Source organism: Nannocystis punicea (genome assembly GCF_026965555.1).
In the GTDB taxonomy this organism is placed as follows: domain Bacteria; phylum Myxococcota_A; class Polyangia; order Nannocystales; family Nannocystaceae; genus Nannocystis; species Nannocystis punicea.
In genome coordinates this window covers 9,421,087-9,447,493 of the sequence record NZ_CP114040.1, presented here as the reverse complement: position 1 = coordinate 9,447,493, position 26,407 = coordinate 9,421,087, and the positions used below count along the sequence as shown (strand labels likewise).

General features: G+C 71.8%; 21 protein-coding genes. 8 read left to right on the top strand and 13 right to left on the bottom strand.

Features of this window, described 5'->3' with window-relative positions:
* Positions 1-2: 2 nt before the first annotated feature.
* Together O0S08_RS36080 and O0S08_RS36075 are read right to left on the bottom strand one after the other, a co-directional pair.
* Positions 3-1,580 carry a cytochrome c family protein gene (locus tag O0S08_RS36080; protein ID WP_269033994.1) on the bottom strand — a complete coding sequence of 526 codons (1,578 nt, stop codon included), beginning with the start codon at positions 1,578-1,580 and terminating at the stop codon, positions 3-5.
* 5 nt (positions 1,581-1,585) lie between these two features.
* Positions 1,586-3,298 carry a DUF8225 domain-containing protein gene (locus tag O0S08_RS36075; RefSeq protein ID WP_269033993.1) on the bottom strand — a complete coding sequence of 571 codons (1,713 nt, stop codon included), beginning with the start codon at positions 3,296-3,298 and terminating at the stop codon, positions 1,586-1,588.
* Between the two features lie 539 nt (positions 3,299-3,837).
* Here O0S08_RS36075 and O0S08_RS36070 point away from each other — a divergent pair.
* From O0S08_RS36070 to O0S08_RS36060, 3 genes are all read left to right on the top strand, one after another.
* Positions 3,838-4,518, top strand: a complete 681-nt coding sequence (locus O0S08_RS36070) for an O-methyltransferase (protein WP_269033992.1) — start codon at positions 3,838-3,840, stop codon at positions 4,516-4,518.
* Between the two features lie 10 nt (positions 4,519-4,528).
* Entirely contained in the window at positions 4,529-5,440 is a 912-nt protein-coding gene (locus tag O0S08_RS36065; RefSeq protein ID WP_269033991.1) for a LysR family transcriptional regulator, read from the top strand.
* Between the two features lie 519 nt (positions 5,441-5,959).
* Positions 5,960-6,301, top strand: a complete 342-nt coding sequence (locus tag O0S08_RS36060; RefSeq protein WP_269033990.1) for a hypothetical protein — start codon at positions 5,960-5,962, stop codon at positions 6,299-6,301.
* A 300-nt stretch (positions 6,302-6,601) separates the two neighbouring features.
* Here O0S08_RS36060 and O0S08_RS36055 read toward each other — a convergent pair whose 3' ends face one another.
* From O0S08_RS36055 to O0S08_RS36030, 6 genes are all read right to left on the bottom strand, one after another.
* A complete protein-coding gene (locus O0S08_RS36055) occupies positions 6,602-7,066 on the bottom strand; it encodes a histidine phosphatase family protein (protein ID WP_269033989.1) in 465 nt (154 codons plus the stop codon).
* Positions 7,067-7,363: 297 nt separating this feature from the next.
* Positions 7,364-8,236, bottom strand: a complete 873-nt coding sequence (locus O0S08_RS36050) for an efflux RND transporter periplasmic adaptor subunit (RefSeq protein ID WP_269033988.1) — start codon at positions 8,234-8,236, stop codon at positions 7,364-7,366.
* A 200-nt stretch (positions 8,237-8,436) separates the two neighbouring features.
* Complete coding sequence (locus O0S08_RS36045; protein ID WP_269033987.1) at positions 8,437-10,647, bottom strand: peptidase domain-containing ABC transporter; 2,211 nt, start codon at positions 10,645-10,647, stop codon at positions 8,437-8,439.
* 15 nt (positions 10,648-10,662) lie between these two features.
* A complete protein-coding gene (locus tag O0S08_RS36040) occupies positions 10,663-11,625 on the bottom strand; it encodes an efflux RND transporter periplasmic adaptor subunit (RefSeq protein WP_269033986.1) in 963 nt (320 codons plus the stop codon).
* Between the two features lie 8 nt (positions 11,626-11,633).
* Positions 11,634-12,569 carry an ATP-grasp domain-containing protein gene (locus tag O0S08_RS36035; RefSeq protein ID WP_269033985.1) on the bottom strand — a complete coding sequence of 312 codons (936 nt, stop codon included), beginning with the start codon at positions 12,567-12,569 and terminating at the stop codon, positions 11,634-11,636.
* 98 nt (positions 12,570-12,667) lie between these two features.
* Complete coding sequence (locus O0S08_RS36030) at positions 12,668-12,889, bottom strand: hypothetical protein (RefSeq protein ID WP_269033984.1); 222 nt, start codon at positions 12,887-12,889, stop codon at positions 12,668-12,670.
* Positions 12,890-13,634: 745 nt separating this feature from the next.
* On the opposite strand from O0S08_RS36030, the gene O0S08_RS36025 reads away from it, so the two are divergent.
* Positions 13,635-14,420, top strand: a complete 786-nt coding sequence (locus tag O0S08_RS36025) for an OmpA/MotB family protein (protein WP_269033983.1) — start codon at positions 13,635-13,637, stop codon at positions 14,418-14,420.
* Between the two features lie 60 nt (positions 14,421-14,480).
* Here O0S08_RS36025 and O0S08_RS36020 read toward each other — a convergent pair whose 3' ends face one another.
* From O0S08_RS36020 to O0S08_RS36010, 3 genes are all read right to left on the bottom strand, one after another.
* Complete coding sequence (locus O0S08_RS36020) at positions 14,481-14,741, bottom strand: hypothetical protein (protein ID WP_269033982.1); 261 nt, start codon at positions 14,739-14,741, stop codon at positions 14,481-14,483.
* Complete coding sequence (locus O0S08_RS36015) at positions 14,738-15,040, bottom strand: hypothetical protein (protein ID WP_269033981.1); 303 nt, start codon at positions 15,038-15,040, stop codon at positions 14,738-14,740. Before O0S08_RS36015 ends, O0S08_RS36020 begins: the two co-directional genes overlap by 4 nt.
* A gap of 131 nt (positions 15,041-15,171) precedes the next feature.
* On the bottom strand, positions 15,172-16,050 hold the full coding sequence (locus O0S08_RS36010) for a hypothetical protein (protein WP_269033980.1): 879 nt from the start codon (positions 16,048-16,050) through the stop codon (positions 15,172-15,174).
* Between the two features lie 58 nt (positions 16,051-16,108).
* Between O0S08_RS36010 and O0S08_RS36005 the strand changes: the two genes are divergently transcribed.
* Complete coding sequence (locus tag O0S08_RS36005) at positions 16,109-16,753, top strand: hypothetical protein (RefSeq protein ID WP_269033979.1); 645 nt, start codon at positions 16,109-16,111, stop codon at positions 16,751-16,753.
* A gap of 195 nt (positions 16,754-16,948) precedes the next feature.
* Positions 16,949-17,722, top strand: coding sequence for a hypothetical protein (locus tag O0S08_RS36000; RefSeq protein ID WP_269033978.1), 774 nt, complete (start codon positions 16,949-16,951; stop codon positions 17,720-17,722).
* 343 nt (positions 17,723-18,065) lie between these two features.
* Here the strand turns inward: O0S08_RS36000 and O0S08_RS35995 are convergent, their stop codons facing one another.
* Positions 18,066-18,698, bottom strand: a complete 633-nt coding sequence (locus O0S08_RS35995) for a hypothetical protein (protein ID WP_269033977.1) — start codon at positions 18,696-18,698, stop codon at positions 18,066-18,068.
* Positions 18,699-19,494: 796 nt separating this feature from the next.
* Between O0S08_RS35995 and O0S08_RS35990 the strand changes: the two genes are divergently transcribed.
* Complete coding sequence (locus O0S08_RS35990; RefSeq protein ID WP_269033976.1) at positions 19,495-20,613, top strand: Type 1 glutamine amidotransferase-like domain-containing protein; 1,119 nt, start codon at positions 19,495-19,497, stop codon at positions 20,611-20,613.
* A gap of 108 nt (positions 20,614-20,721) precedes the next feature.
* On the opposite strand, the gene O0S08_RS35985 is transcribed toward O0S08_RS35990, so the two are convergent.
* Positions 20,722-22,905 carry a MopE-related protein gene (locus tag O0S08_RS35985; protein WP_269033975.1) on the bottom strand — a complete coding sequence of 728 codons (2,184 nt, stop codon included), beginning with the start codon at positions 22,903-22,905 and terminating at the stop codon, positions 20,722-20,724.
* 636 nt (positions 22,906-23,541) lie between these two features.
* Between O0S08_RS35985 and polA the strand changes: the two genes are divergently transcribed.
* Positions 23,542-26,211 (top strand): DNA polymerase I, encoded by a 2,670-nt coding sequence (polA, locus tag O0S08_RS35980; RefSeq protein WP_269033974.1) that lies wholly within the window; start codon positions 23,542-23,544, stop codon positions 26,209-26,211.
* Positions 26,212-26,407 lie beyond the last annotated feature (196 nt).

The following is a 26,407-nucleotide window of genomic DNA, read 5'->3' as shown; positions in this document are numbered from 1 at the left end:
GTTCACTCGATGATCCGCCGCGCGGGCCGGTAGCCGGCCTGCACCGCGGGGGTCTTGAGGGGTTTCGGCTTGCCGGCGGTGACGGGCTGCGCCTCCTGCAGGGCGAAGCTGAAGTCCGACGGGAAACACGGCTTGGTGTTGCAGTCCTTGCTGCCCGCGATGGTGGCGTATTGATGGCAGTCGATGCACTTGCTGCGCTGGTCGTAGGTCTCGAGCACCGTGTTGGCGAGGTTCGAGTCGGGCGACGGGCTGTTGAAGATCTGCGGCACGCGGGTCGGCTGGCTCGACTGCTGCGGCGGGTTGGTGCTCCACTGCACCGCGACGACCTGGTAGTTGAGCCACACCGAATCGGGGTAGGCGGCGCGGATGGTCGCCCACGCGGTCTGGTTGACGGTCTGGGCGTCGCTGTCGATCGGGGCCAGGCGGGTCACCCGGATCGGCGTCGGCGCCGGACAGCCGTCGCCGATCCAGTACTGCGGCGGCAGGTTGGGGTCGCAGCTGACGGTGACGTTGGCCTGGTTGTCGTATTGACAGCCGGTCGGGACCTGGACGCTCCGCGGCTGACAGCTGGGGTCGTAGAAGTTCCAGGTCTTGGTGGTGGTCGACGCGTCGGCGGCGTCCGGGGCGTTGTCGACGTGTTCGAAGGTGGCCCACACCCAGGTCGGCTGGGCCTCGGTCTTGTGGATGATGTGCAGGCCGACGAGGGCGACGGTCAGCGCCTGGCACTTCTGCGTGGCCGGGTCGACGACGACCGCCTGCGACAGCTTGTAGCGGTTCCACTGGGCGTCGCTCGGGTTCGGGACCTCCATCCAGGCGGCCTTGAGCTCGAGGGCGCCGACGAACGAGGGCTGAAACGTGCCGATCGGCAGGGCCAGGGCGGTGTTCGGGTTCTTTTGATAGTAGGCGGCCTGGCCGTTGCTGTTGTAGAACTGATTCTGGACGATCGAATCGTACTCGTCCTCGCCGACGCGGACCTCGTACCAGACGTTGTTGCCGCGGACGTCGCCGAGCCACGCGGGGGCGCCGCGCGGGGCGGCCTGCTGGCCGTCGCCGGACTCGAACTCGCTCGAGAAGGCGGTCGACATGGTCAGCGGAACGACGGACTTCGCGGCGGCGGCGGTGAGGCCCGCCTCGGCCAGGCAGTCGGGGGTGAGCGCCGGCGGGGTGCCCCACGGCGGCGGGGCGCTGCCGTCGGGCTTGAACAGCTGGTGGCTGCTCATGTAACCCTGCCAGGCGACCGCGCCGGTGTCGCCCGGGTCGCCGAAGCCGACGCTGCTGGCGAGCGGCCAGTTGAGGGCGATGAACTCCTGCCAGCCGAAGCAGTTGGCGTCGCGGTCGTTGTTGTGCGGGTAGATGTCCGGCGGGACGGTGCCGTTCAGCTGCAGCGGGACGACGCACTGATAGGCGGGAGGGTCCGCGGCGACGGCGGGCGCGGGCGCGGGCTGCTTACTGTCGAGCGGCTTGGCCTCGGCTTTCTTGGCGGGCTGCTCGCGCGGCGCGGGGACGGGCTCGGCGGGCGCCTGCCCGGCGCCGCAGGCGAGCGGGCCGAGCAGGGCGAGGAGAAATGGTCTCGAAGACATGGCCTTCAGACCATGTCCTTCGTGACAGGATCGACGACGTTGAGCAGGGCGGGCGTGGCGATGGTCGGGGTCTGGCCGGGGTTGCCGACGAGGACGTCGCGCAGGCCGGGGGCGGCGTCGGGGTCGACGCTGACGAAGACATCGAGGGCGTAGCTGGTCGACGGGTAGGTGTTGCCGGGGATCGCGTAGGTGACGGCCCGCGGGGCGCCGGCGGCGTCGACGCTGACGCCGGGGCCGAACGAGAGGGTGGTGGGGAGCTGCGGCGGATTGAGCAGGCCGGTGAGGACGAGGGTCAGCCGCCGCGCGCGCGCGCCGGGCTCGATGTGCGGCGCGATCATCGTGCTGTTGCTGGCGAGGTTCATCGGTTGGCCGACGGGGTTGGCGATCGGGGTGGCGATCATGGCGTTGAAGACAGGCGTGTTGAACAGCTGCAGCGCCTGGGCCTGCGACACCGCGGGGCTGCCGGCGCAGCCCTGCGCGGCCGGGCCGGGCTTCGGCTGCGGCAGGGCCATGGCGGCGATCTGCATGCTGAAGGTCTGGGCGATCTGGGCCGCCCACTGGACCGGGACGCCGTCGACCTGGAGGTCGGAGATCGTGAAGCCGAGCTCGGGCGGGACCGCGAACACCGCGTGGAGGATGAAGTTGCCCGGCAGCGGGTTGCCGGCCGGATCGGTCAGCGACTGCTGGCCGCGCTTGACGGTCCAGAAGGTGCGCGGATCGACGCCGCCGGGGGCGGTGATCCGGCCGAAGTTCGGGGTCTGGATGTAGAGGCCGGGCGGATTGGCGAGAGTGGCCTTGGCGGGCGAGAGCGCCGGGTTCGGCGGGGTGACGGTCTGGTTGACGCTCTGGCCGATGTGCGGGTCGGAGTTGCGGCCGATCTGGCCGTATTGCGCGCAGCAGATCAGGGTGTTCGGGTTCGAGTTGCCGCTGGTGCGCGGGGTGGTGGCGGTCGAGCCGAGGCCGATCTCGGTCTGCAGGGTGTTGGGCGTGCTGGTCAGGTGCATCGCGCCGCCGGCGGTGGCGCTCGAGGCGGTGCCGCGGTTCCACTTGTTGAGCGGGTCGTAGGCGGGCCGGCCGGTCGAGGCGTCGATCACGACGTTGCCGGTCGGATCGCGCAAATACAGGTCCTCGAGGGCGATCTGCGGCTTGTCGAGGGTCTCGCGGTACAGCTCGACGACCCGCTGCGGGCTGACCATCCACAGGGTGTTCCAGTACTCCGGGTTCTCGCAGGTGAAGTCGATGCGCACGATCTTGCCGGCGGCGTTGCGGGTGATGCTCCACTCGCAATACTCGTCCTGCCAGCCGCGCGGGCCGTAGGGGCCGTAGGGGATCTTGCTGGTGTCGCTGCTGTCGCACGGGTCGGCCGGGATCTGGCCGAAGGTCGCGCCGGTGGTGTCATAGCCGGTGTCGGCCAGCGACCACATGTTGGCGTTGGAGATGTTCGGGAAGTAGTATTTGATCCGCCCCGGCACCGGCGACCAGATGATCTGCGCGTAGCCGCCCTCGCTGGTGTCCGTGGTCGTCGGGTCGAAGTACCAGGTCTGATCGCTGGAATTGGTGGCGGTCCACGGGTTGCCCGTGATCCCCTGGCGGGTGAAGCCGCTCAAATTGGTGTTCCACAGCTGGTTCATCCGCCCCTGCAGCTTGCTGTCGGTGAAGTCGACCTGGCAGGCGGGGGTCTGAAAAGTGGTCCATTGGCTGGCCTTCGAAGTGATCATGGCGGCTCCTGGTGGGCGGTGGTGGTCGTGGTATTCGGGCACGAGCTCGCCCTGCACGCACGGAAAGGCCGTGGTGGTCGCGGAGGTCGAGTTCGCCGCGGCAACATACGCCGAAAGCGAATGGGTATGGGTTAAAAAAGTCGGTCACGCGTATGCGTCGACGCGGCGACATAAAATGCGTAGAGAGCGAAATCGCCAAAGATGACCGCGTAAACTACCCGCGCGCCGCGGCAATCGCCGCCGATCGCATGAGTCCGGCCCGCGGTCAGCTCGCCGGTTCGGCGCGGTCTCGAGCGTTATCGATGTTGCATGATTGGGTCGTGCTCGCTTTACGTCATTCACTCGCGCGCCGCCGGAGCGATCGATCGCCGACGGGGGCGCGCGACGACCCCCGCGCTCACGGGAGATCTCGGGCGCGCCGAGCCGCGGGCGCCCTCCGTAGGGATGGCCGGCGCAAGGGTCGAAGCATGCGCGCTGCGCAAGGACTCCTTTCCCAGCTTGCACGACCGCGGCCCCGGTCGTCGTCGCAGCATTCGTGCATGCTCAGCACGCTTCATAGCGACCCAGTCGCGCCGCTCCTCGCTCGCCTGTTCGCCGAGGCCGAAGTCACCGACGAACGCGTCCTCGCCCCGCTGCGGACGCTGCCGCCAGACGAACGGGCCCGCCTGCTCGCGCCGGCCGGGGAGGATTGGCGGGACCTCTATACGCGGCTCGGCGCCGCCTTCCTGCCAGTCTCGCGCGAGCTCGGCGCGCTGCTCTACCTGCTGGCGCGCGCTCGCGGGGCCCGGCGCGTCGTCGAGTTCGGGACTTCGTTCGGCCTGTCGACGATCCACCTGGCAGCGGCGCTGCGCGACGGCGGCTCGCCCGACGCGCGGCTGATCGGCAGCGAGTTCGAGCCGACCAAGGTCCGGCGAGCGCGCGAGCACCTGGCGGCGGCGGGGCTGGCGGATCTGGTCGAGATCCGCGAGGGCGACGCGCGCACCAGCCTCGCCGACGTTCCAGGACCCGTCGACCTGGTCCTTCTCGACGGCGCCAAGCCGCTGTACGTGCCGATCTTGCGTCTGCTCGAGCCGCGGCTGGCGGCCGGCGCGGTGGTCGTCGCCGACAACGTGGCGAGCGCGCCGGAGCTGGTGGCCCACGTGGTGCCGGCGAACGGCTACGTGCCGGTGCCGCTGCGCTGCGACGGCGAAGAGTGCCTGCTCGCGCTGCGACTCGGCTAACCTGCGCGCAGTGGTGCCGCTCGACCTCAATCTGCTCGTCGCCCTCGATGCGCTGCTCGCGGAGCAGAGCGTCGCGCGGGCGGCGGCGCGCCTGCACGTGACGCCCTCGGCGATGAGCCGCACGCTGACGCGGCTGCGCGAGGCCGTCGGCGATCCGCTGCTGGTCCGCGCCGGCCGTGAGCTGGTCCCGACCCCGCGCGCGCTGGCCCTGCGCGAGCGGGTGCACCGCTGGGTCGCGGAGGCGGAGACCCTGCTGGTGGCCGACGCGCCGCGCTCGCCGGCCGAGTTCCGCCGGGTCTTCACGATCCGCGCCAACGACGGGGTGCTGGTCGGCCTCGGCGCGGAGCTGCTGGCGCGCGTGCAGGCGGAGGCGCCGGGGGTGATCGTGCGCTTCGTAAACGAGGGCGAGGAGGACGTGGCCGCCCTGCGCGACGGGGTGGTCGACCTCGACATCGGGGTGCAGGATGCCCTCGGGCCGGAGGTGCGCGTGCAGTCGCTGCTGGTCGATCGATTCGCGGTGCTGGTCGCCGCGAACTCACCGCTGCGCGGTCGACCGAACCTCGAGCAGGTCTGCGCGGTGCCCCACGTCGTCATCTCGCGCCGCGGCAAGACGGTGACGCTGCTCGACGAGCAGCTGGCCGCCCGCGGGCTCAAACGGAGGGTGACGGCGGTGGTGCCCAATACGCTGGCCGCGGCGGCCCTGGTGGCCCAGGGCTGCGGCCTGGCGCTGGTGGCCGACACGTTCGCGCGGCGGGCCCACGGGCTGTTGCCGGTGCGGCGCCTGCCGTTTCCGCTGCCGCTCGGCCCGATCCCGATCGCGCAGGCCTGGCACCCGCGATTCGACGACGAGCCGGCCCACCGCTGGCTCCGCGGGCTGATTAAACAGATCGCGGCGGAGCTCGGCGCGCCGGAGCGGGCGTGAGGCGCGGTTGGCTGGCGCTCGTCCGCGCGAGGACGTCACGGGCAGCCGTCCGAGAAGACGTCGCGGTCCGGTCGCCGGATCGAGGCGGCCGCGCGTGCTCGGGGAGCTTCAGGCCCGAGGTCCGCTTCGGCCGGCGGTCGGAGTCGGGTCATTGGCGAGGAGCACGGTGGCCGGGCTCGAGCGCTCGATGGATCGCGTGCCGGCGGACCGCCGGTGAAGCCGATCGCAATTTTACCCCGAAGGCAGCGGCGCCAGGCTGATCGCGCAGGCCGGTCTTGCGGCCGCCGGCGATTGACCACCTGCTCGAAGGGCCATGTCGTCACGCGCTGCGGTCGATGATCGACTGCGGGCGGGCTCCTCGCACAACCGACATGGCCGCCCCACAAAAAACAGCGGGGGTCTCGGGAGCAGCCGCATCGGCCGAGCCATGCCGACGAGCCGACCCGCCAGTCGGGCGACCGGCATCGCAGCGGACGCGAGCCGCAAAGTGCACCAGAGCTCGCTCGCACGGTGTCAAAGATGACTTATTACTCCTCTCCGACAGAAGGAGGCGCGCACATGTCGATGTCCGGTGTCATCTTTGGAATCTTCGCTATCGTCGCAGGCCCTGATATGACCCCTCAGGACGTCGCGCCGAGCGATGCGGCAAGAGAGAACCTGCTCTCCGACGAAGCTGTGGAGCAGGCCTTTGGTGACGGTGCGGACGAGGAAGCCGATCACGCCATCTCGCGCACGCAGACATGCGTGGGCGGCGGCACTTGCGGGGATGGCTATCACTGCTGCGGCGATGGCACCCGTGACTGGTGCTGTCCTCAGACCAGCGGCTGCGGGCCGAGTTACCCGGATGACGGGTGCCGCTAGTCGAGAAGCACAGGGAAGCGCCGACGGCGAGCGCGACGTCTCCCGGTGGAGAGAGCGGCCGCGATTACCCGAACGGGCGCACGGCTACGGCCGAGCCTCACGCCGGCAGCGTCCACATATCTCGCATGTCGTGCTGCGTGAGCGTCTTCCACGAAGACGTCTGACGAGCACGAGAATACTGATCAGAGGTAGCGCCATTCCTCGACGGACCGATTCGATGTGATGATCCGGGCGCCGCGCTCGCGGCGCCGTCGTCTCATTGCGTGGAGATCGGGCAGGTCGCGCGCGTCGAGGCATCTGTCACTGGGTCGATCGTGCTTCGCCGTAGCGCAGTTCGAGGGTCTGGGTCTGGCCCTTGGACGGTGCGGTGGGCAGCGTGACGACGAACAATCGATCGTAGGCGTCGTCGGGGAGGGCGGGCTGGCCGCCAGCGTCGACGGTGTCGCGGACCTGGCCGCCGAGGGCGTCGATCAGGGCGGGCAGGGTGTTGGAGTGACCGGCGACGACGGCGATCGCTCCGCCAGGGAGCGCGCGAATGGCCGCGACGAGCTCCTGCGGGGCGTTCGCGGGCAGGACTGTGACGTTCAGGCCGGTGGCGTCGGCGAGCGGGCGCAGGGTCGCCTGCGTGCGTCGGTACTCGCTGGCGAACAGGTGCGTGACACCGGCGCGGGCGAGCAAGGCGGCCAGGGCCTGCGCTCGCGCGTCACCGGCCGGGCTCAGGCTCGGGTCGCGCGGGTCATCGGTCGCCTTCTCGCCGTGGCGCACGAAGATCGCGGTGGTCAGAGCGACCGGGACGTCGGGCCTGTCGGCGGATGGCGGCGCTTCCGGGGCGACGGGCCTGCACGCGGGGAATGTCGAGAGGAGGCTCGCCAGGCCCAGCGAAGCGAAGAGGCGACGGAGCGGCGAGGGAACGGGGCGAGAGCGGGCGCGGGGCATGGACTTCGACTCGGATGCGCGGAGCGGCCGAGAGGTTTCGCGCGGCCACGCCTGGGGCCGAGAACGGGATTCGGCGGTGCTGCCGATCCGCGAACCGCGGACATTGATGACGAAAATGAAGAGGGCTCACTCGCCGGCGAAGCGGACCTGGGCGACGGTGCCGACGCGCAGGCCCGCGGCCTGGTCGCCCTGCAGGCGGGCCTCGGCAAAGATCAGCCGGGTGCCGACCTCGATCTCCGGGGCGATGGTGATCACCTCGCCGGCGAGCTCGGGGCCGTCGGCGAAGCGGACGGTGACGGGGGCGCCGAGGCGCAGGGCCTGGCTGCGGGCCTCGGGGACGGCGAAGCGGAGCACGCGGGCGTCGGAGATCAGGCGCACGACCGGCTCGCCCGCGGTCAAGGTGGCGCCGGCGTCGACGTGGCGGCTGGCGATCACGCCGGCGAACGGGGCCCGCAGCTCGGCCTCGGCGATCCGCGCGGTGGCCTCCTCCATCTTGCTGCGCTGCTGCCACATCGAGGCCCCGGCCCCGCGCTTGCGCGCGGCCGCCAGCTTCTCGGCGTACCGCTGCTCGCGCAGCTCGGCGCGCGAGACGTAGTCCTCGAGCTGCTCGACGTCGGCGCGCGTGACCCGGGCCCGCTCGAGCTCGAGCTCGAGCCGCTCGAGCTCGGCGCTCGAGGCCTTCCACGCCGCGGTCGCGACCGCCAGCTCGCTGCGATCGCCGCGGACGTCCATCTCGGCGACCACGTCGCCCTGGTCGACGTGGTCGCCGACCTCGAGGTCGAGCCGCTCCAGCCGCGAGAACCCCGACGAGACCAGCACGACCTCGGCCTCGGGCACCAGGACGCCGACCATCGGCGCGGACGCGGGCGCGGACGCGGGCGCGGCGGCGGGGACGTGCTCGGCAGGCGTGGCGTCGGTCGGCGCGGGGTCGGCCTCGCTGCAGGCGAGCAGGGCCGCCAGGCAGGCGAGGCCGAGCGCGCGGAGTGACGCGAGGGACATGTCCGAAAGGACATGACGAACGGACCCGGCGAGCCGCCGGGGAGCTCGCAACGAACCGGGACGGGGCGACGGCTGCGGGCGCGCGGCGATCGGCGGCGGTGCATGTCCGGACGCGGCCGGCCGTGGGTCGACCGATGTCATGACGTGTCTTTTAGAGCATGTCGAATTCGACATGTCTGAAAGATCATGAAGCCGCGGCGTCACGGGGCCTCCCGTTCGTAGAGCCGGCGGTACTGCGGGCAGCGCTCGAGCAGCTCGTCGTGGCGGCCGGCGTCGACCAGGCGGGCCTGGTCCATGATGAGGATGACGTCGGCGGCGATCACCGTGCTGAGGCGGTGGGCGATGACGATGCGGGTGCACTCGAGGGCCGCGAGCGAGCGCTGGATCGCCGCCTCGCTGATCGTGTCGAGGTTGCTGGTCGCCTCGTCGAGCAGGAGGATCGCGGGCTTGCCGGCGAGCGCGCGGGCGAGGGCCAGGCGCTGGCGCTGGCCGCCCGACAGCGAGGCGCCGCCGTCGGCCAAGATCGTCTCGTAGCCCATCGGCAGGGCCGCGATCGCGTCGTGGATCGCGGCCGCGCGGGCGGCCTCGACGACCTCGTCGAGGGTCATGTCGGGGCGGCCGAGGGCGATGTTGTCGCGGATCGACACGCCGAACAATTCGCCGCGCTGGGTGACGACGCCGAGCTGCTCGCGCACGCTGCGGAGGTCGAGGCCGGCGAGGTCGAGGCCGTCGTAGAGCACGCGGCCCTGCTGCGGGCGGTAGAGCCCGACCAGCAGCTTGGCGAGGGTCGACTTGCCGGCCCCGGAGGCGCCGACGACGGCGACGAACTGGCCGGGGGCGATGTCGACCGAGACGTCGACGACCGCGGGCGGGACGCTGTCGGAGTAGCGGAAGGAGATCGACTCGGTGCGGATCTGCCCCGACAGCCGCGGCGACCGCTTGACCTTCCCCGGGTCCTGCTCGGGCTCGGACTGCATCACGTCCTCGATGCGCTCGAGGTAACTGCCGAGCAGCTGGAACTTGAGCGTGACCGCGACCAGCGCGGACAGCGGGCCGAGGAAGCCGGCGCCGAGCGCCGACAGGCCGAGCATGGCGCCGAGGCTGAGCTCGCCCGAGAGCACGAGGGTGGCGCCGGTGCCGAGGATCACCAGCGGCGCGGCCATGCCGAAGCTGCCGAGCAAAGCCCCCACCAGCGCGTCGAGCCGACCGCGCCGCAGCGAGACGTTGAGGGCGTCGACGAACAGGTTGGACCAGCGGTCGACGGCGCGGAACTCGGCGCCCATGCTCTTCAGCGTCTCGATGCCGCCGAGCATCTCGACCTCGTAGCTCGAGGTCTTGGCCTGCGCGGCCAGGCTCTCGCTCATCAGCTCGCGCTGGACCCGACGCGTGGCCCAGTACAGCGACAGCTGCACGGCCCCGAGCAGGACGACGACGCCGCCCATCAGCGGGCTGGCCCAGAAGATGAGGACGAGGTAGAGGCTGACGAGGGTGCCGTCGAGCACGGCCGAGAGCGCGCCGGAGGTGAGGATCTCGCGGACCACCGCGTTGCTGCCGAGGCGCAGCATGAGGTCGCCGGTCGAGCGCCGCTGGAAGAAGGCGTAGGGCAGGTCGACGAGGTGGTCGAGGAAGCCGATCGTCATGTCGGCGTCGAGCAGGGTGCGCAGCTGCACGAGCAGGTTGGCCCGCACCCACGAGCTGATGAAGGTGAAGACGACCATCATCGCCAGGCCGCCGACCAGGACCTGCAAGAGGTCGAGGTCGCCGCGCGGGAGGATCCGGTCGACCAACAAGGTGGTCATCAGCGGCAGCGCGAGCGCGAGCAGCTGGACCAGCACCGACATCAGCAGCGAGCGGGTCCACAGGGCCGGGTGGGCGAGGATCCGCGCGAGGTAGCGGCGCACCAGCGGACGCTGGCGGCGCTCGGGCGCGAAGGCCTCGCCGGGCTCGAGCAGGAGGGCGACGCCGGTGAAGGCCTGGTCGAACTCGGCGGGGGAGATCCGCCGGCGCCCGTGAGCAGGATCGAGGATGTAGATCCCGCGCCGATCGAGGCGATCGAAGACGACGAAGTGGTTGAACTCCCAGTGCAGGACGGCGCCGCGCGGGACCAGGCCGAGGTCGTCGAGGTCCTCGACCTGCACGCCGCGGCCGCGCAGGCCGTAGCTGCGGGCGGCGCGGAGGATGCCCAGCGCGCTGACGCCGTTGTGGTCGGCGCCCATGGCGGCGCTGAGCTCGTCGAGGCTGACCTCGCGGCCGTGGTAGCGCAGCACCATCGCCAGGCAGGCCGCGCCGCAGTCGGCCGCGGTCATCTGCTGCACGTGCTCGAGCTGCCCGCGCGGCCCGGGCGCGCCGAGCCGGCTCAGCGCCGGAAAGCGGCGAGACAGCGCGCGGTCGGGCTCGGGCGAGGTGCTCATGGCGGGCGCCGGATCCTAGAGGTGCTGCAGCGCCGGGACCAGGGTCTCCAGCAGCGTCGCCGAGCGCACCTTGGCCTCGAGCGTGCCCTGCATGCCGTCGTACACCCGGTACTCGGTGTCGTCGGCGACGAAGGTGTCCGACGGCAAGACGGTGACGACGACCACCACCGGGCCGGTCAAGTCCAGCGCGCCCTCGCGGTCGCGCCCGAGGTAGCGCATGGCCTCGGCCGGACCGACGACCTCGTCGGCGACGGAGCGCACGACGACGTCCTGGCGGCTGTCGGGGAAGCCCTCGAGCGCGAGCGAGAGGCGCGTGTCGGCGGCGCCGAGCAGCGGCCGGTAGTGGCCCGGGAACAGGCCGACGACCACGGTCTGCGCGGCGTCCTGCTCGACCGCGACGACCGCGTCGCCGGGCGCCAGCGCCTGGCCCGGACGCACGCGCACGTCGGAGACCACGCCGGGCTCCGGCGCGACCACCGAGCGCTCGGCCGCGCGCGCGCGCGCGAGCTGCAATTGGCCGTCGAGCGCGGCCAGCCGCTCGCGCCGGGTGTCGTCGGCGGGCTCGCGCAGCAGCTCGACGAGGCGCTGCTCGTACTCCCGCTCGACCCGCGCGAGCTCGGCCTGCTGCGAGGCGTCGTCGAGGCGGATCAGGACCTCGCCGGCCTCGACCCGCTGGCCGAGGCGCACGGGGATGGCCTGCACCGTGCCCGAGGCCGAGGTGGTGACGACCAGCCGGCCCTCGCGGCGGACCACCGCGCGGCCCTCGGCGTACTCGCCGACGCGCACGGTGGCGGCGAACACGAGGCCGGCGCCGACCAGCAAGAGCGTCACGGTGACGGCCCAGCGCGTCCACGTGGGGACGATGTGCAGCGGGTGCCCGGGCCGCGAGGCGCGGCGGTGAGCCTCCAGCGCTGCGCCGCGGAAGATGACGCGGCGGGCGGCCTGGTCGGCCGCCTCGTTGTTGCTGGGCTCGCTCACGGTGTCCTTCACGCTCCGCGATGCGCGACGAGAGCGTCGCACAGCGGGCCGCGGATGTCGACGCCGGCGCGCGCCTCGAAGCCGAGGAACATGGCGGAGGGGTTCAGCTCGAGGATCTTGTAGCGCCCGTGGCGGTCGGCCTTGATGTCCATGCCGGTGTAGCGCAGGCCGATGACCTCGGCCGCGCGCACGCACTCGCGCGCGACCGCGTCGTCGAGCTCGATGCGATCGATGCGCTGCTCGTGCTGGCGGAAGTCGATCGCGTCGGTGACGATCCGCAGGGCGCACACGACCCGGCCGTCGATCACGTAGACGCGCACGTCGTCGCCCGGCAGCAGCTCCTGGAAGCACACCGGCGCGGCCTGGAGCTTCTCCAACCGCTCGTCGGTGAGGTCCCTGGCCTCGACCTTGCGGGTCGCCGCGCCGCCGGCGACCGGCTTGTAGACGGCCTCGTGCTCGCCGCAGAACCGCCGCACCGCCGCCGGGTCGTTGCTCCACAGGGTCGCAGGCACCGGCAAGCCCGCGGCCTGCAGCAGCGCCAGCTGGTACGGCTTGGTGATGTTGTGCGAGTTCGCCGACGGGTTGTAGAAGGCGGCGCCGAGCGCCTCCCAGCGCAGCAAGATCGCCGACAGCAGGGTCGAGCGCTCGCGGAACGCCAGGGTCGTGCGCCGCCAGTCCTCCTTCATCGCCTCGTCGGCGTCGACGCCGTAGGCGGCCGGGCTCTGGTAGAGGCTGCGCACGTACACGGCCGCCGGCCGACCGACGCGCCGGCCCTCGATGACGACGGCGTCGGGCGCCTCGCCGAGGGCGATCGGCAGGTCCTCCGGGAACCGCTGGGCGTCGAGCACCACCGGCTCGCAGCCGCGGGCGCGCACTCCGTCGAAGATGGCGGCCGCGTGCGGGTCCGCGAGCGAGCCGACGATGACGATCGGGGAATCGGACATGATGATGTCAGCCAGGCGAGAGGTTGCAGGTGCAAGCGAAGGCGGGGAGAGCGAGGGGCCGGGGGGCAGCGCGCTGCCCCCCGGCAGTCAGCGAAGGACTACTCCTCGCCCAGCGCCTTCGTGGTCGCGGGGTCCTCCTCGCCGATGGCGAGGGTGGTCATCGGCGGGTCCTCCTCGCCGATGGCGAGCGTGGTGGGCTCCGGCCCCTCCTCGCCGATGGCGAGGGTGGTGTAGATCGGGCCCTTGCCGCCGGTGACCTGACCGAGGTCCTCGATGAACAGGTCCTTCAGCTGCTTCTTGCTCTTCTTGTCGTTCTTCATGACGTTCTCTCTCTATTGCTGGTAATGACCAAGGAATGGTGGACGGACGCGCATTCGTCCGCGCGTACGAATGCGCTCACTCGGGGCGCCATTCGCGCCACGAAGCGGTACTGAGAATGCACGATCGGCTCCGTCCAGGCACCATTATTTTTTCATCGACGAGTCCGCTCATAGTCACGTCGGATTCGCCGGATATTCGTGATCCGGCCGGAAGGTCGGTGCAGGCCCGCCCCCAACGCCGTTCTGTGTGCGGCCCTAGGCCCCCACATGTGTGATCTTCGCGCGCATTCTCGGGAGTGCGATGTGTGTATCTCCGCCCTCCGCAGGAGACCGCGCATTGCGCGACGAACGTGGCCGGTGAATTCCCCGATCACCCGGTCGCTGAATCATAGTCGTGATCGAGGTCACCGCAATCACGGCGAAGCGCCGTGTCCGAACCGGCCCGTCGGCGGACATAGCCAGGAAACGGGCGGTTCGCTGCAGCGAAGCGTGTCCGAGGCGGACCCTCGGTGGACATCGGGGTGAGCGGAGCCGGCGATCGGCGGCTTCGAAGATCTCGCCACAATCACCACAGTGTCAGATTCGCGGGGCGCTCGCCACGCGAAGCCGGGTGTGCGGGCCAGCGACCCCGACCGCGGCCCGCCGACCGTTCGACGATCGCGGGCTTCTGCGGCGGACGCGAGTCCGCTACGCTTTCTGCATGCCGAACAAGCATCTCCGTGCAGTCGTCGCCATTGCGGCATTCATGGCAGGCTCCGCCTGCGGAGCGCAGCAACCGAGCGGGCCGGCCGCGGGTCCGTCGCGCGAGGCGGGGCCCGAGGCCGAACGCGGACCGGACCCGCGGGTGCAGGTGCTCGAGGAAGAGCTGTCCGCGGCCAAGCGCGAGCTCGACGCGCTGAAGACCGAGGGCGAGCAGCTCCGCAAGTCGGAGACCGAGCTCAAGGCCAAGGCCGACGAGGCCGAGGCGCTGCAGAAGAAGCTGACCGAGGTGGTCGGCAAGTTCGGCGACGTCACCACCGAGGACGGGATGGTGCGCGTCGAGCTGGTCGACAAGATCCTGTTCCCCGTCGGCGAGGCCGACCTGACCGACAACGGCCGCGAGGTGCTGGCGCAGGTCGGCGCGGCCCTCAAGGACATCGAGGACAAGCAAGTGTGGGTTCAGGGGCACACCGACGACTCGCCGATCGTGATCCGCAAGCCGAAGAAGGGCGAGGACGCGAAGAGCAAGAAAGGCGACAAGAACGCCAAGGACGCCAAGGACGCCAAGGACGCCAAGGCCGACCCGAAGGCAGCGAAGGGCGAGGAGCCGCCGGAGCCCAACGACGCGGTGCTGCCGTTCGTCACCAACTGGGAGCTGTCGGCCGCGCGCGCGCTGACCGTCGTCCACTACCTGCAGGACGAGGCGAAGATCGATCCGTCGCGGCTCGCGGCGGTGGCGTTCGGGCAGTACCGGCCGAGCAGCAAGTCGAAGGCGAAGAACCGCCGGATCGAGATCGTGCTGTACCCGCGGGCCAAGCTGGCGCCGAAGTGATCCGCGGCGCATGACGTCGCCGCGGCGCGCGCCAGCGCCGCGGCGGATGCGAGCGCGCGATCAGTAGGGATCGCGGACGCGGATGTACTCGGCCTCCCACTCGTTGCCGTCGCTGGTGGCGTAGGAGACGATCATCCGCGTGGCGGTCACCTCGATCCGGGCGCCGGCCTTCCAGTCGGCGGGTCCCCTCTCGACGGTGTAGAGCCCCTCGGGCGGCTCCTCGGGGCAGGGCTCGTTGCAGCCGAGGCCGAGCGGGGCCGCTGCGCCGAGCAGCACGGCGGCGGCGAACAGCACGGCGTTGCGCAGTCGTTGCAGGGTCATCGTTCGACCTCCCGCGCCAGGTCGAGGACGATCGCCTCGGGCTCGCTCTCGAGCTCGTCGTAGGCGACGAACGAGCGGTCCGGGACGTCGAGCCACGAGAACTTGCCCCACGCCTGGGTCGACGGGTCGGCGTTGCCCGAGACGCTGCGGACCTCGAGCAGCTCGCCGAGCTCGTTCTCCTCGCAATCGAGGGAGTAGGCCCGCGCGTGCCCGGCCCGCACGGCCGCGCCGAGGGCCAATCCGGCGGCGATCCACAGGACGGCGGCGATCCAGCTCCCACGCTCGTGCAACGCTCTCATGGCGACATCATCCTCCGGTCGATGCGAGCGCGCTCGAGCGACCTCGCATGCGTGGAGTCGCCGGTGCGGCGGGGAAAATTGCGGGAGCGAAGCTTTTTTGTGCGCGGTCGAGAGGCGCCGTGACTGGCGCCTCAGCGGGCGAGCGCTTGCGGTAGACTGCGCGCGATGGCCACGTCTCCCGCCAAGCGCCGCACCTCTTCGGCAGCATCGCGTCGCTCCGCAGTGCAGCCCGCGGGCCGCACGAAGGCGAACGGGACGAAAGCGCGCACGGGCGAGGGTGCGAGCGCGGGGAAGGCGAAGCGGCGCGGGGCGAGCGAGGCGAAGCGAGACGCGAGTGGAGTTGCGAGCGAGGCGAAGCGAGGCGGCGGGAAGGTTGCGAGCGCGGGGAAGGCGAAGCGGCGCGGGGCGAGCGAGGCGAAGCGAGACGCGAGTGGAGTTGCGAGCGGCGCGAAGCGAGGTGGCAGCGAGGTTGCGAGGGCGGGGAAGGCGAAGCGGCGCGGGGCGAGCGAGGTGAAGCGAGACGCGAGTGGAGTTGCGAGCGGCGCGAAGCGAGGCGGCGGGAAGCGAGGCGGCGGGAAGGTTGCGAGGGCGGGGAAGGCGAAGCGGGGCGGGGCGAGCGAGGCGAAGCGAGACGCGAGTGGAGTTGCGAGCGAGGTGAAGCGAGGTGGCGGCGAGGTTGCGAGGGCGGGGAAGGCGAAGCGGCGCGGGGCGAGCGAGGTGAAGCGAGACGCGAGTGGAGTTGCGAGCGAGGTGAAGCGAGGCGGCGGGAAGGTTGCGAGGGCGGGGAAGGTGACGAGGCGCGGGGCGACGAGCGAGGCGAAGCGAGGCGGCGGGAAGGTTGCGAGGGCGGGGAAGGTGACGAGGCGCGGGGCGACGAGTGAGGCGAAGCGACGCGGCGGGAAGGTTGCGAGGGCGGGGAAGGTGACGAGGCGCGGGGCGACGGGTGAGGCGAAGCGACGCGGCGGGAAGGTTGCGAGCGCGGGTGAGACGAAGCGCGGGGCGACGACCACGCGTCGGGCGACGAGCGGGGCGAAGCGACGCGCGGGCGAGGTCGCGAGCGCGGGCGAGATGAAGGAGCGGCCCGCGAGGCCGCGCGCGGCGAAGTTTCCCTTCCCGTTCTTCGGCGCCGGGCTGGCCGGTTACTTCGAGTGGGGCAGCCTCTATGTGTGGTTCGAGGAGCCGCCGCCGCGGGCGGCGCGGAAGGGGCTGAAGCGGGCGATCCCGGAGCCGTTCCGGCACGCGCCCGAGTGGGGCAGTTTCGTGCTGCACGCGGGCAGCGGCGACCAGTTCATCAACCTCCACATCTGCATCGCCTACGCGAAGCTCGGCGAGCCGAAGGAGATCGATCTCGACGACGAGGACTCGTTCGGCTTCGGCGTCGGCCAGCCGTTCCCGAACCTGAAGCAGAGCCGCGCCTTCGAGGCCGACCTGCGAACGTGGCTGCTGGCGCTGCACCGCCGGCACCCGATCGCCTTCGTCGCGCGGCGGGAGGACGGCGAGGCGGGGGGCACGCAGCTCGACGCGTGGCACCGGTGGAGCCTCGGGCGGTTCGCGGAGGTGGTCCTCCCGCGCTGGCAGGCGCACCACCGCAAGCCGCCGCATCGCCTGGTCGACTGGGCGCTGCGAGAGGTGGTGGGCCTCGTCATCGATTCGCCGGTCGCCGACCAGGTGCCGGCCTCGGTGCGCGCCTGGTACGACCGCCGCGACGGCTGACCGCGCGAGCTGCGGCGGGAGCCTCCGGTCGCCCGCCGGGGCCCCGGCTCGCGGACGCCGTTCGCCGGGCGAGGGGCGACTCTGCGCGTCGGCTGGGGGCGACGGCCGACGATCGGGGCGGAGCCCGCGAGTCGCGCGAGTCCCGAGTCGCCGGCCGGCGTCGCCGACGAGCGCGAGGCGTGGCATGCTGAGAGCATGAAGGGCCGGTGCCTTCGGCTCGTGGCGCTGGCGGCGACGGTCCTGTCGCCGCCGGGTTGCCATGTGCCCATGGAGCCCGAGACCTCGCCCCCGCCGCCCGCCAGCGCCTACGACGTGCTGGCCGACCGCTGCGACCGCGGCGACGGCCCGGCGTGCGTCGAGATGGCCGCGCAGTACCGCGAGCTCGGCGAGCTGCCGCTGTCGGCCGCGTACGCCCGCCGGGCCTGCGACCTGGCCAGCCCGTTCGGCTGCGCCGCGCTGGCCCGGGCGTTCGAGCGCGGCGAGGGGCTCCAGCGCGACCCGGCGGCCGCGACGTCGCTGTACGTCTCCGCCTGTCTCGGAGGACATGCCCCTTCGTGCATCTCCGCGGCGGCCGGGCTCGGCGAGCCGGACGCGGCCGAGTTCATGCGCCGGGGCTGCGGCGCCGAGCCGGTGCTGTGCCCGGCCCGCCGCGAGCCGGCGTTCATCGGCGTCGACCCGCTCGACCAGGCCAACGTGGTCCTCGCGATGGCCGAGCGCCGCCTCGAGCTCGGCGACTGCTATCGCCGCTCGCTCGCGCGGCAGCTGACGCTGCACGGGCGCGTGGCTCTGGAGATCGCCATCGCCGGCGACGGCCGCGCGCGCGCGGTGGCGATTCTGGAGAACATCCGCGAGGCCCCCGAGGTCGGCGCGTGCGTGGCCGACATCGCCGCGTCCACGCTGTACCCGCCGACCACCTCCGGCGAGATCGCCGTGGTGCCGTGGCGGGTGCTGTTCGAGCCGGGGCGGTGAGTGCGGAGAAGCTGAACGATCGGACATGTCTTGAAGGGCATGTCCGAAGGTGCATGGTCGGCCGAGCGAAGCAGTGCGAGTCGGCCGGCTCGCAGGCCATCTCGCAGGCCATCTCGCAGGCCATCTCGCAGGCCATCTCGCAGGCCATCTCGCAGGCCATCTCGACGGCCGCCGGTCGGCCGCAGGCCCGCGAGCGCGTGCATGGGCGACCGCGGCCTGCTCTGCAGGTCGGCGCGGACAGGCCGAGGTCGGGCGGTGAGGGCCGACGTCGCCGGGCCCTCGCTGGACGGCGCGCTCTTGCTGCGCGCGGCGCGGGTGATGTGCATCCGCGGCGCGGCGGGGTTCAGCTCCCGACCAGGGTCGGGCTCTGCTGGACCTTGTAGAACTCGAACGCCGGGGTGCCGCCGCCGAGCCCGAGGGCGCTGTTGATCGCGCTGGCGTTGGCCGCACCGCCGCACGCCGCGGCGGTGACTGCCGGGATGACGAACGGCTCCGAGGGGTCGAGGTCGAAGCGGACGAAGCCCGGCTGCGGGTTCTGCTCGATCACCTGGATGTCGAAGAAGGTCGTATTGCACGACGACGGCAAGGCGTTGCCGGCGGTCTGGAAGCGGACACGGACGGTGAGGGTGACGTCCCAGTCGCCGGTCGCGGCGTCGAGGGCGCCGAGCACGTCGATGATCTGGAGCTGGGCCTTCAGCGTCTGCGCAGCCACTGTGACCGCGGGCGAGACCGTCTCGTAGGCAGTGGTGGCGCCGACGAACAGGAAGCTGCCGTCGCTGAAGACGTCGAGATCGAGGGAGCTGCCGGCCTGGTGCAGCTTGTAGGTCGAGTTGAATGCGAGGAGGGGCGAGGCGCCGCTGGGCCAAGCGAAGGTGGTCGTACCGGGGTTGTCGATCGGGGCGGCAGAGGCCGGGGTGGCGCCGAGGGAGAGAAAGGCTGCGGCGAGGGCCGCGAGGCTACGTCGTGCGAAGATCATGCAATACTCCTGGTCGCCCGCGCCGAGCAGCATTCGTGCCAACGACCTCGGCCGGCGGAGGCGGCCCCGAACACAAGAGCCGGGTGCGCGCGCATCGTCCGATGCGCGCGCGCGCATCGAGCCGCGCATCGCCGGGGCCCTGGCTCGGCTCCTGCGGCGAGGCGGCCCTCGCTGGCCCTTCAAGAGGAGAGGGCGCTCGGTCGACGCGAGCGCGTCGCGCGGATGCTTTCTCAGCAGCGCATGGCGGCGGCCCGGAGCGGCCGGGATCGGCATGTCCTTGCGGACAGGGCATTCACCTCGCGCGGGGCGGCGCCGTGCCTGCGACCTGCTCGCATGGTAGGGATTCGCCGGAGCGTGGGCGCCGTCATGAGAGGACTCGCGCTCGGACGGCGATGATAGATTGCATGTCTTCAAGGACATGTCATGAGATTCTCAGCCGGGGCATGCTCGATGGATTCGCCCCGCGACGCGGCCGCAGGCGCCCGGCGATCGTGCGTCTCTCCACGAGTTCCGCGCCTGCCCGCGCTCGCGCGGCTGCGTCCCACCTCGGGCGGCCTCGCAGGCGCGGCCCGCGATCGGCGATCCGTTGCCTGTGATGAATTGCCTGCGCTCCCTTCGCTTCACAGCGCGCTGTGGTGGCGGGCCCGAGGCTCGTCGGCGGCACGGGCAGCACGACGGCGACCGCGCGACGTCCCCAAACATGGGTCGGGGCGCGCCCAGGCGCCGGTCCGGCGCGGTCCGCACGGCGCCATGTGCGCGGGCCGGCGCGGCGTGATTGCGATACCATCGCAGCCGCATGCGAGGTGCGGTTCTTTTCAATGGCAACGCCGAGACCGTCGACGCCCTGGTGCAGACGGCGGCGCCGCTGCTGCTGTCGTCGCGGCACGAAGACCCCGAGATCGCCCGCTCGCGGCGAGTCGTGCTCGTCACGGCCGCCTGGGGCGACGGCGAGCACGACGAGGGGCACGTCAAGCGGGCGCTCAACGGCATCGGCCTGCCGTCGCGGTTCGAGAACGGCTACGACACCAACCTGGTCAACCTCTCGCTGCTGCACGAGGTCCGCGGGCTGGCGCGCTCGGCCCCGCGGCTGCTGGCGGCGTGGCACGAGGAGCGGCGGATCGCCGAGATGGCGCGGGCCTTCTACCTCGAGCACAACGCCCACCTGATCCAGCTGTTCCGCCGCACCCTGGCGGTCGCCAAGCGCGAGGACCCGTCGATCACGGTGGCCCGGCTGGCCGGCGATCAGGGCCATTACGGCACCGGCGGCAAGCTGCTGCGCTACACGCTGTCGCGCGAGCTGCGGCACGCGCTCGACACGCTCGAGGCGAACGACGACCACCTGGTCAATCTGCTCGACCAGATCGAGCAGCGCACCTTCGACGCGGTGGGTCTGCAGTACGACCCGGCCTGGCGCGCCGCGCAGCAGCGGCTGGAGCAGCGGATCCTGTCGGCGAGCAGCATCATCCTGTTCGGCGGCCACCTCGATCTGCTGCTCGACGCGCTGCGGTTCTTCCGCCTGCGCGACGTGCTGGCCGAGGCGCTGCGCCGCGGCACGCAGCTGGTGGCGATGTCGGCCGGGGCGATGGTGCTGTGCGAGCGGGTGATCATCTACGACGACTTCGCCACCAAGCGCCGCGACTTCCAGCTGTACGACCGCGGCCTGGCGCTGGTCCGCGACATCCAGCTGTTCCCCCACTGCACGGAGCGGATCCAGACCGACGATCCGGACAACCTGTCCTACCTGGCGCGCCGCTTCCGCCACCACGCCTGCGTCGGCCTCAACCAGCGCTCCTTCCTGCTGTTCGAGCTCGGGCCGCACCGCGCCGCCAGCGTCGGCGAGGACGACTGCGTGTTCGTGTTCGACCCGGAGGGCCGCAAGCTCAGCTACCACCGCGGCGAGATCATCCGCATGTGACGCGCCGAGCCGTCGGCGAGGAGGTCGTGCGCCGCATGGCGTCCTCGTGGTCGCTCGGGTGAGCGCGCCGCGCCTCGAGGTCGCCGCGCTCCGGCGAACGCCGAGACGTCAGCGGGCGCGGGCGCGGGGGCGCAGGCGGGCCAGCACGGCCAAAATGAGCAGCACCGGCCCGGCGCCGTCGCCGGGGCGGTCGTCGCAGGTGCAGCCGAGGATCTCGTTGGCCTTGTCGTCGACGAGGTCGTCGAGCTCGTCGTCTCCCAGCTTGATCTCCACGCACTCGCCGATCGCCAGGTCGGGCGACGAGCACTCCAGCCCCACGGGACAGTAGTTGCCGACGCCGCGGCAGCCGTCGATGCAGAAGCCGAGCAGGCACACCCGCCCCTCGAAGAACCCGCCGCACTCGCTGTCGAACTTGCAGGCCGCGCAGGCGCCGTCGATGTCGCCGTCGCAGTCGTTGTCGAGGCCGTCGCACAGCTCCGCCACGGGCTGGCCGGGGACCGCGTCGCAGACGACGCCGCCCATGTCGTCGCACACCAGCTCGCCGTCGGCGAGGCACTCGCCGAGGCCGGCGGTGCACGGGTCGCCGAGGTCGAAGTCCTCGTCGATGTCCTCGTCGCAGTCGTTGTCGAGGCCGTCGCACAGCTCGGGGCCGGTGGCCTCGCACTCGCAGGTGCTGGTCAGCGGGTCGCACGCCTCGCCCTCGTCGCAGTCGCCGTCTTCGAGGCACTCGACGCACACGTTCGGCACCGGGCCGAGGTCGCACAGGGGGACGTCGAACGGGCAGGGGCTCGACTCGTCGCACTCCTCGACCAGGAACTCGATCGACTCCTCCGAGGTGAACTCCTCCACGGCCGCGCCGAGCTCGCCCGCGGCCTCGACCGTGGCCTGGTGGGAGATGATGCCCTCGGCCTCGTCGTCGATGACGACCTGGAAGCGGACGAGGGTCGAGTCGCCGACCGGCAGCTCGCCGCCGTTCACCTCGTCGGCGCCGATGCCGAGGCGGATGACGATCGTGTCGTCGAGGCACTCGCCCTCGTCGTCGAGCGCCACGTCGGAGAGCAGGCCGGGCTCCTCGCCCTCGACGACCTCGAGCGTGCCGGGCAAGAAGGTGACCCCGGCCGGCAGCTCGTCGGTGAGGACGACGTCGACGGCGTCGTCGTTGCCGATGTTGGTGACCTCGATGGTGTACTCGACGATGTCGCCGGGGACGAAGGCGCCGCCGCTCAGGTCCTCGACGGTCTCGACGATCGAGAGGTCGGGGGCGGCGGTGGTGATCGAGACGACCGCGGTGGCCAGCAGGAGGCTGTCGGCGGCGGTCGTGACCGCCAGGGACAGCGAGGTCTGGAGCGGGTCGAGGCGGTCGGAGATGTCGAGGATGTCGAGGTCGAGGCCCGAGGTGCTGGCGGCGAGGCCGGACAGGCGCGGCAGGTCGCCGGCGATCGACACCGGGAAGCCGAACGCCGAGCGGGTGCCGTTGAAGAAGTCGTCGACCGGGTTGAGCGCGTCGCTCAGCGGGAAGTCGGCGAGCAGCACCTGGTCGCCGATGACGTCGTGGTCGCCGGCGAGGCCGGCCAGGCCGAGGGTGCCGCCGACGCCGATGGTCGGGATGACGAAGCCCTCGAACAGGGCCTCGCACGGCAGCTGCGGCAGCACGGCGTCGATGCCCTCGATCACGCTGATGCTGCGCAGCGGGTCGAACGACCGCTCGTACACCACCACCATCCACCAGGCCGCGAACACCTCCTCGTCGAACAGGTGCGCGAACGGCCGCACCTCGACGCCGCCGACGCGGAACAGCCCCGGGCCGAGGTCGATCACCAGCTCGCTGACGTCGACCGAGCACACGTAGCTGCCGTCGGCGCTGATGAAGCAGGCGTCGGCCACCAGCTCGACGTCGAGGAAGCCGGGCCGCTCGAGCTCGACGTTGGCGTCGGCGCCGGCGATGTCCAGCTGGGCGGCCCAGTACAGGAACGCGTGCGTCGGCACGGCCGCCGGCGGCAGCAGCAGCACCGCCGAGCTGCGCGCGTCGTCGGCGTCGATCGCCACGTGCGCCGCGGCCTTGCCGGCGAACGGCGCGTCGGCCCGCCACAGCACGTCGGCCGCGCCGTCGACGATCGACGCACCGCAGTCGCCGACCGTCCCGACCAGCGGCGCCGGGGTCACGGGCGAGCAGTCGTGGGCGAGCGTGTTGCCCAGCATCACGAAGTCGCCGCGCTGGGCGATCTGCGCCCGCAACACCGGCGTCGCGCCGACCGGGCGCGCGACGAGCAGTCCGAGGCTCAGCGCTTCCATGATCGTCACTCCCCACCGGCCCGGCCGCATCACGCTCTCCGTGGCGATGAATGTGCGCGGCGGGCCCGAGATTTCATGCGACCCGTCGCACATGTCGCGGCCGCGCGGCACATCGTACCTGGCCCTCGGGCCAGGTTAAAGTTCGCCGGCGGCGACCACGTGTCGGGCGCTCGCGGGCCCATTCAACATACGCGGCGCCGAGGTGGGCTGCGCAGAACAGCCCGTGGCTCGGCGAACGCCGGAAGTGTGGCGTCCCGACTCGCGCGGCCACGCGCGGGCCGACGCGGGTCGACGCGATCGTCGGCGACGCTGCGGCGATTTGACTGCAGGCGTCAATCATGGGAGCGGGCGTCGGCGCGCGAGATCCGGCTCACCGCGCGGACGATCGTCCTCGCAATCGATCGCGTCGCGCGGGCCGGCGATCGGACCGGGGGCCGACGCGTGCTCGGCCGGCGATCGTCGTCGCGAGGCTCGCGGCCGAGTGGGCGCGCGGCACCCCGACGTCGGCGCGGGCCGGCGCCGGCCGCGGGAGCATCGTGCGATCGACGCCGGGCGCGGGCGGCCGCTCGCTGCTTCTTCGCGATCGGGCCCGGGGAGGGGTCGCGCGCGAACGCGCCCCGGCGTATGATGCCGCGCATGGCGAAGGCAGAGCGGCTCGTGCTCGTCGACGGCTCCTGGCTCATCTACCGGGCCTTCTTTGCGATCCCGGCCAACCTGGCGACCAAGACCGGGCTGCCGACGAACGCGATCTTCGGCTTCGCGACCATGTTCCGCAAGCTGTTCTCCGGCCGCATGCCGGAGCGCGGGGCGGTCGTGTTCGACTCGTCGGCGCCGACGCACCGCGAGCTGAAGTACCCGCAGTACAAGGCGCAGCGGCCGGCGATGCCGGGCGAGCTCGCGCAGCAGCTGCCGGTCATCGACCGCCTGGTGGCGACCAATCGGTTCCCGCTGCTGCGCCGGCCGGGCTACGAGGCCGACGACATCATCGCCACCCTGGCGCGGCGCGGCGTCGAGGCCGGGCTCGAGGTCGTGATCGTCGCCGGCGACAAGGACCTCGCGCAGATGGTCGGCGACGGCGTGCGCATGCAGGACACGATGCGCGACGTCACCTACGACGCCGAGCTGGTGCGCAAGAAGTGGGGCGTCCCGCCGGCGCGGATCCCCGACCTCCTGGCGCTGATGGGCGACAGCGTCGACAACATCCCCGGCGTGCCCGGCATCGGCCAGAAGGGCGCCGCCGGCCTGCTCGAGAAGTACGGCTCGCTCGACGGCGTGTACGAGCACCTGGGCGAGCTCAAGGGCAAGCAGAAGGCCGCGCTCGAGGAGCACCGCGAGGCGGTCAAGCTGTGGCGCCACCTGGCCACCGTCGACGAGCGCGTCGACCTCGACGTCACGCTCGACGCCCTCCGGCTCAGCCCGCCCGACCCCAAGGAGCTCGACGCGCTCTACCGCGAGCTCGAGTTCTTCTCGCTGCTGACCGGCGGCGGCGACGCCAAGGTCGGAGACGCGCCCGACATCGAGGTCGAGGTGCCGGCCACCGTCGAGGCCGCGCGCGCGGCGATCGCCGCCTTGCCTGCCGGGCAGGCCGTGGCGATGGTGCCGCTGTACGAGCCGCCGACGCGGGTCCACCACGCGCAGCTGGTCGGCGTGGCGATCGCCAGCGCCGACCGCAAGGCGATCTACCTGGCCTTCCGCGGCGTCGGCGGGGCGCTCGGCGACGCCGCGGTCGCGCTCGTCGGTCCGCTGCTCAGCGACACGACCCGGCCCAAATACGTGCACGACCTCAAGCAGCTGGCGATCCTCGCCTGGCGCCACGGCCTCACGCTCGGCGGCGAGCTCCTCGACACCATGGTCGCGTCGTTCCTCGTCGACCCGGTCAAGTGCATCCCGCACGGCCTCGACCAGGTCGCTCGCGAGTACGTGCAACGATCGATCCCCGCGGTCACCACCCTGCTCAAGAGCGGCAAGTCGGCCCGGCCGCCGAGCGCCGTCGAGGTCACCGCCGCGGCCACCTACGCGGCCCAGCTGGCCGACGTGGTCCTCGCGCTGGCGCCGGTGCTGCAGAAGCGCCTGGTCGAGGCGGGCCAGGCGGCCCACTACGAGGCGGTCGAGCGCCCGCTGGCGTACGTGCTGGCGCGCATGGAGCTGGCCGGCATCCGCGTCGACCGCGACGACCTCACGCGCATGAGCGAGGAGTTCCAGAAACGCAAGGCGGAGATCGAGGCCCGGATCTACGCGCTCGCCGGGCACGAGTTCAACATCGGCTCGACCAAGCAGCTGGCCGACGTGCTGTTCGAGGAGCTCAAGCTGCCGGTCATCAAGAAGAACAAGACCGGCTATTCGACCGACGCCGAGGTGCTCGAGCGGCTGGCGCCCAAGCACGAGATCGCCCGCGAGGTGCTGGCGCAGCGCGAGCTGGCCAAGCTGATCAACACGTACACCGACGTGCTGCGCGACGCGATCGCGCCGGAGACCGGGCGGATCCACGCGAGCTTCCAGCAGACCGTCGGCGTGTCGGGCCGCCTCATCTCCACCGACCCCGACCTGCAGCGCACGCCGGTGCGCACGCCCGAGGGCCAGCGGATCCGCCGGGCCTTCGTCGCGCCGGAGGGCCGCCGGATCATCTCCGCCGATTGGAGCCAGATCGAGCTGCGCGTGCTGGCCCACTTCAGCAAGGACCCACGCCTGCTCGAGGCGTTCCGCGACAAGCTCGACCTCCACCGCCGCACCGCCGCGCTGCTGTTCCGCGTCGCGCCCGAGGCGGTGACGAAGGAGCAGCGCAACGTCGGCAAGACCGTCAACTTCGCCACGATCTACGGCCAGGGGGCGACTGCGCTGGGGCAGATCCTCGGCATCGCCCGCAAGGACGCGCAGAGCTACATCGAGCAGTACTTCGAGTACTACGCCGAGGTCCGCCGCTGGCTCGACCGCACGATCGCCGAGGCGCACACCAACGGCTACGTCACCACGCTGCTCGGCCGGCGCCGCTGGATCCCCGAGCTGACCAGCCGCAACGACACCGACCGCGCCGCCGGCGAGCGGATCGCCGCCAATACGCCGATCCAGGGCTCGGCGGCCGATCTGTGCAAGCTGGCGATGCTGCAGATCGACCGCGAGCTGCCGGCCGCGGCCCCGAACGCGCGCATGCTGCTGCAAGTCCACGACGAGCTGGTGTTCGAGGTGCCCGAGGCCGAGGTCGAGGCGACCACCGCGGTGGCCCGGCGGGCGATGGAGCACCCGTACCCGCTCGACGTGCCGCTCGAGGTCGGCATCGGCGTCGGCCAGAGCTGGGGCGAGGCGCATTGATACGAATGCCGCGCGTCGATTTGGGCAGCAGCACCTCGCTGCGAGGCCCCTCGAGCTCCGCGGGGGGCGCGTCGTTCATGCGCCACTGCAAGTCGCAGGAGTTTGGATCGTCGTACCTGGCGATTCTGCGCACGTCTCGCCGATGCTCCGGCGAATCGAGGACGCACTCACCTCGCGTGCGCGGAGGAACGAGCGA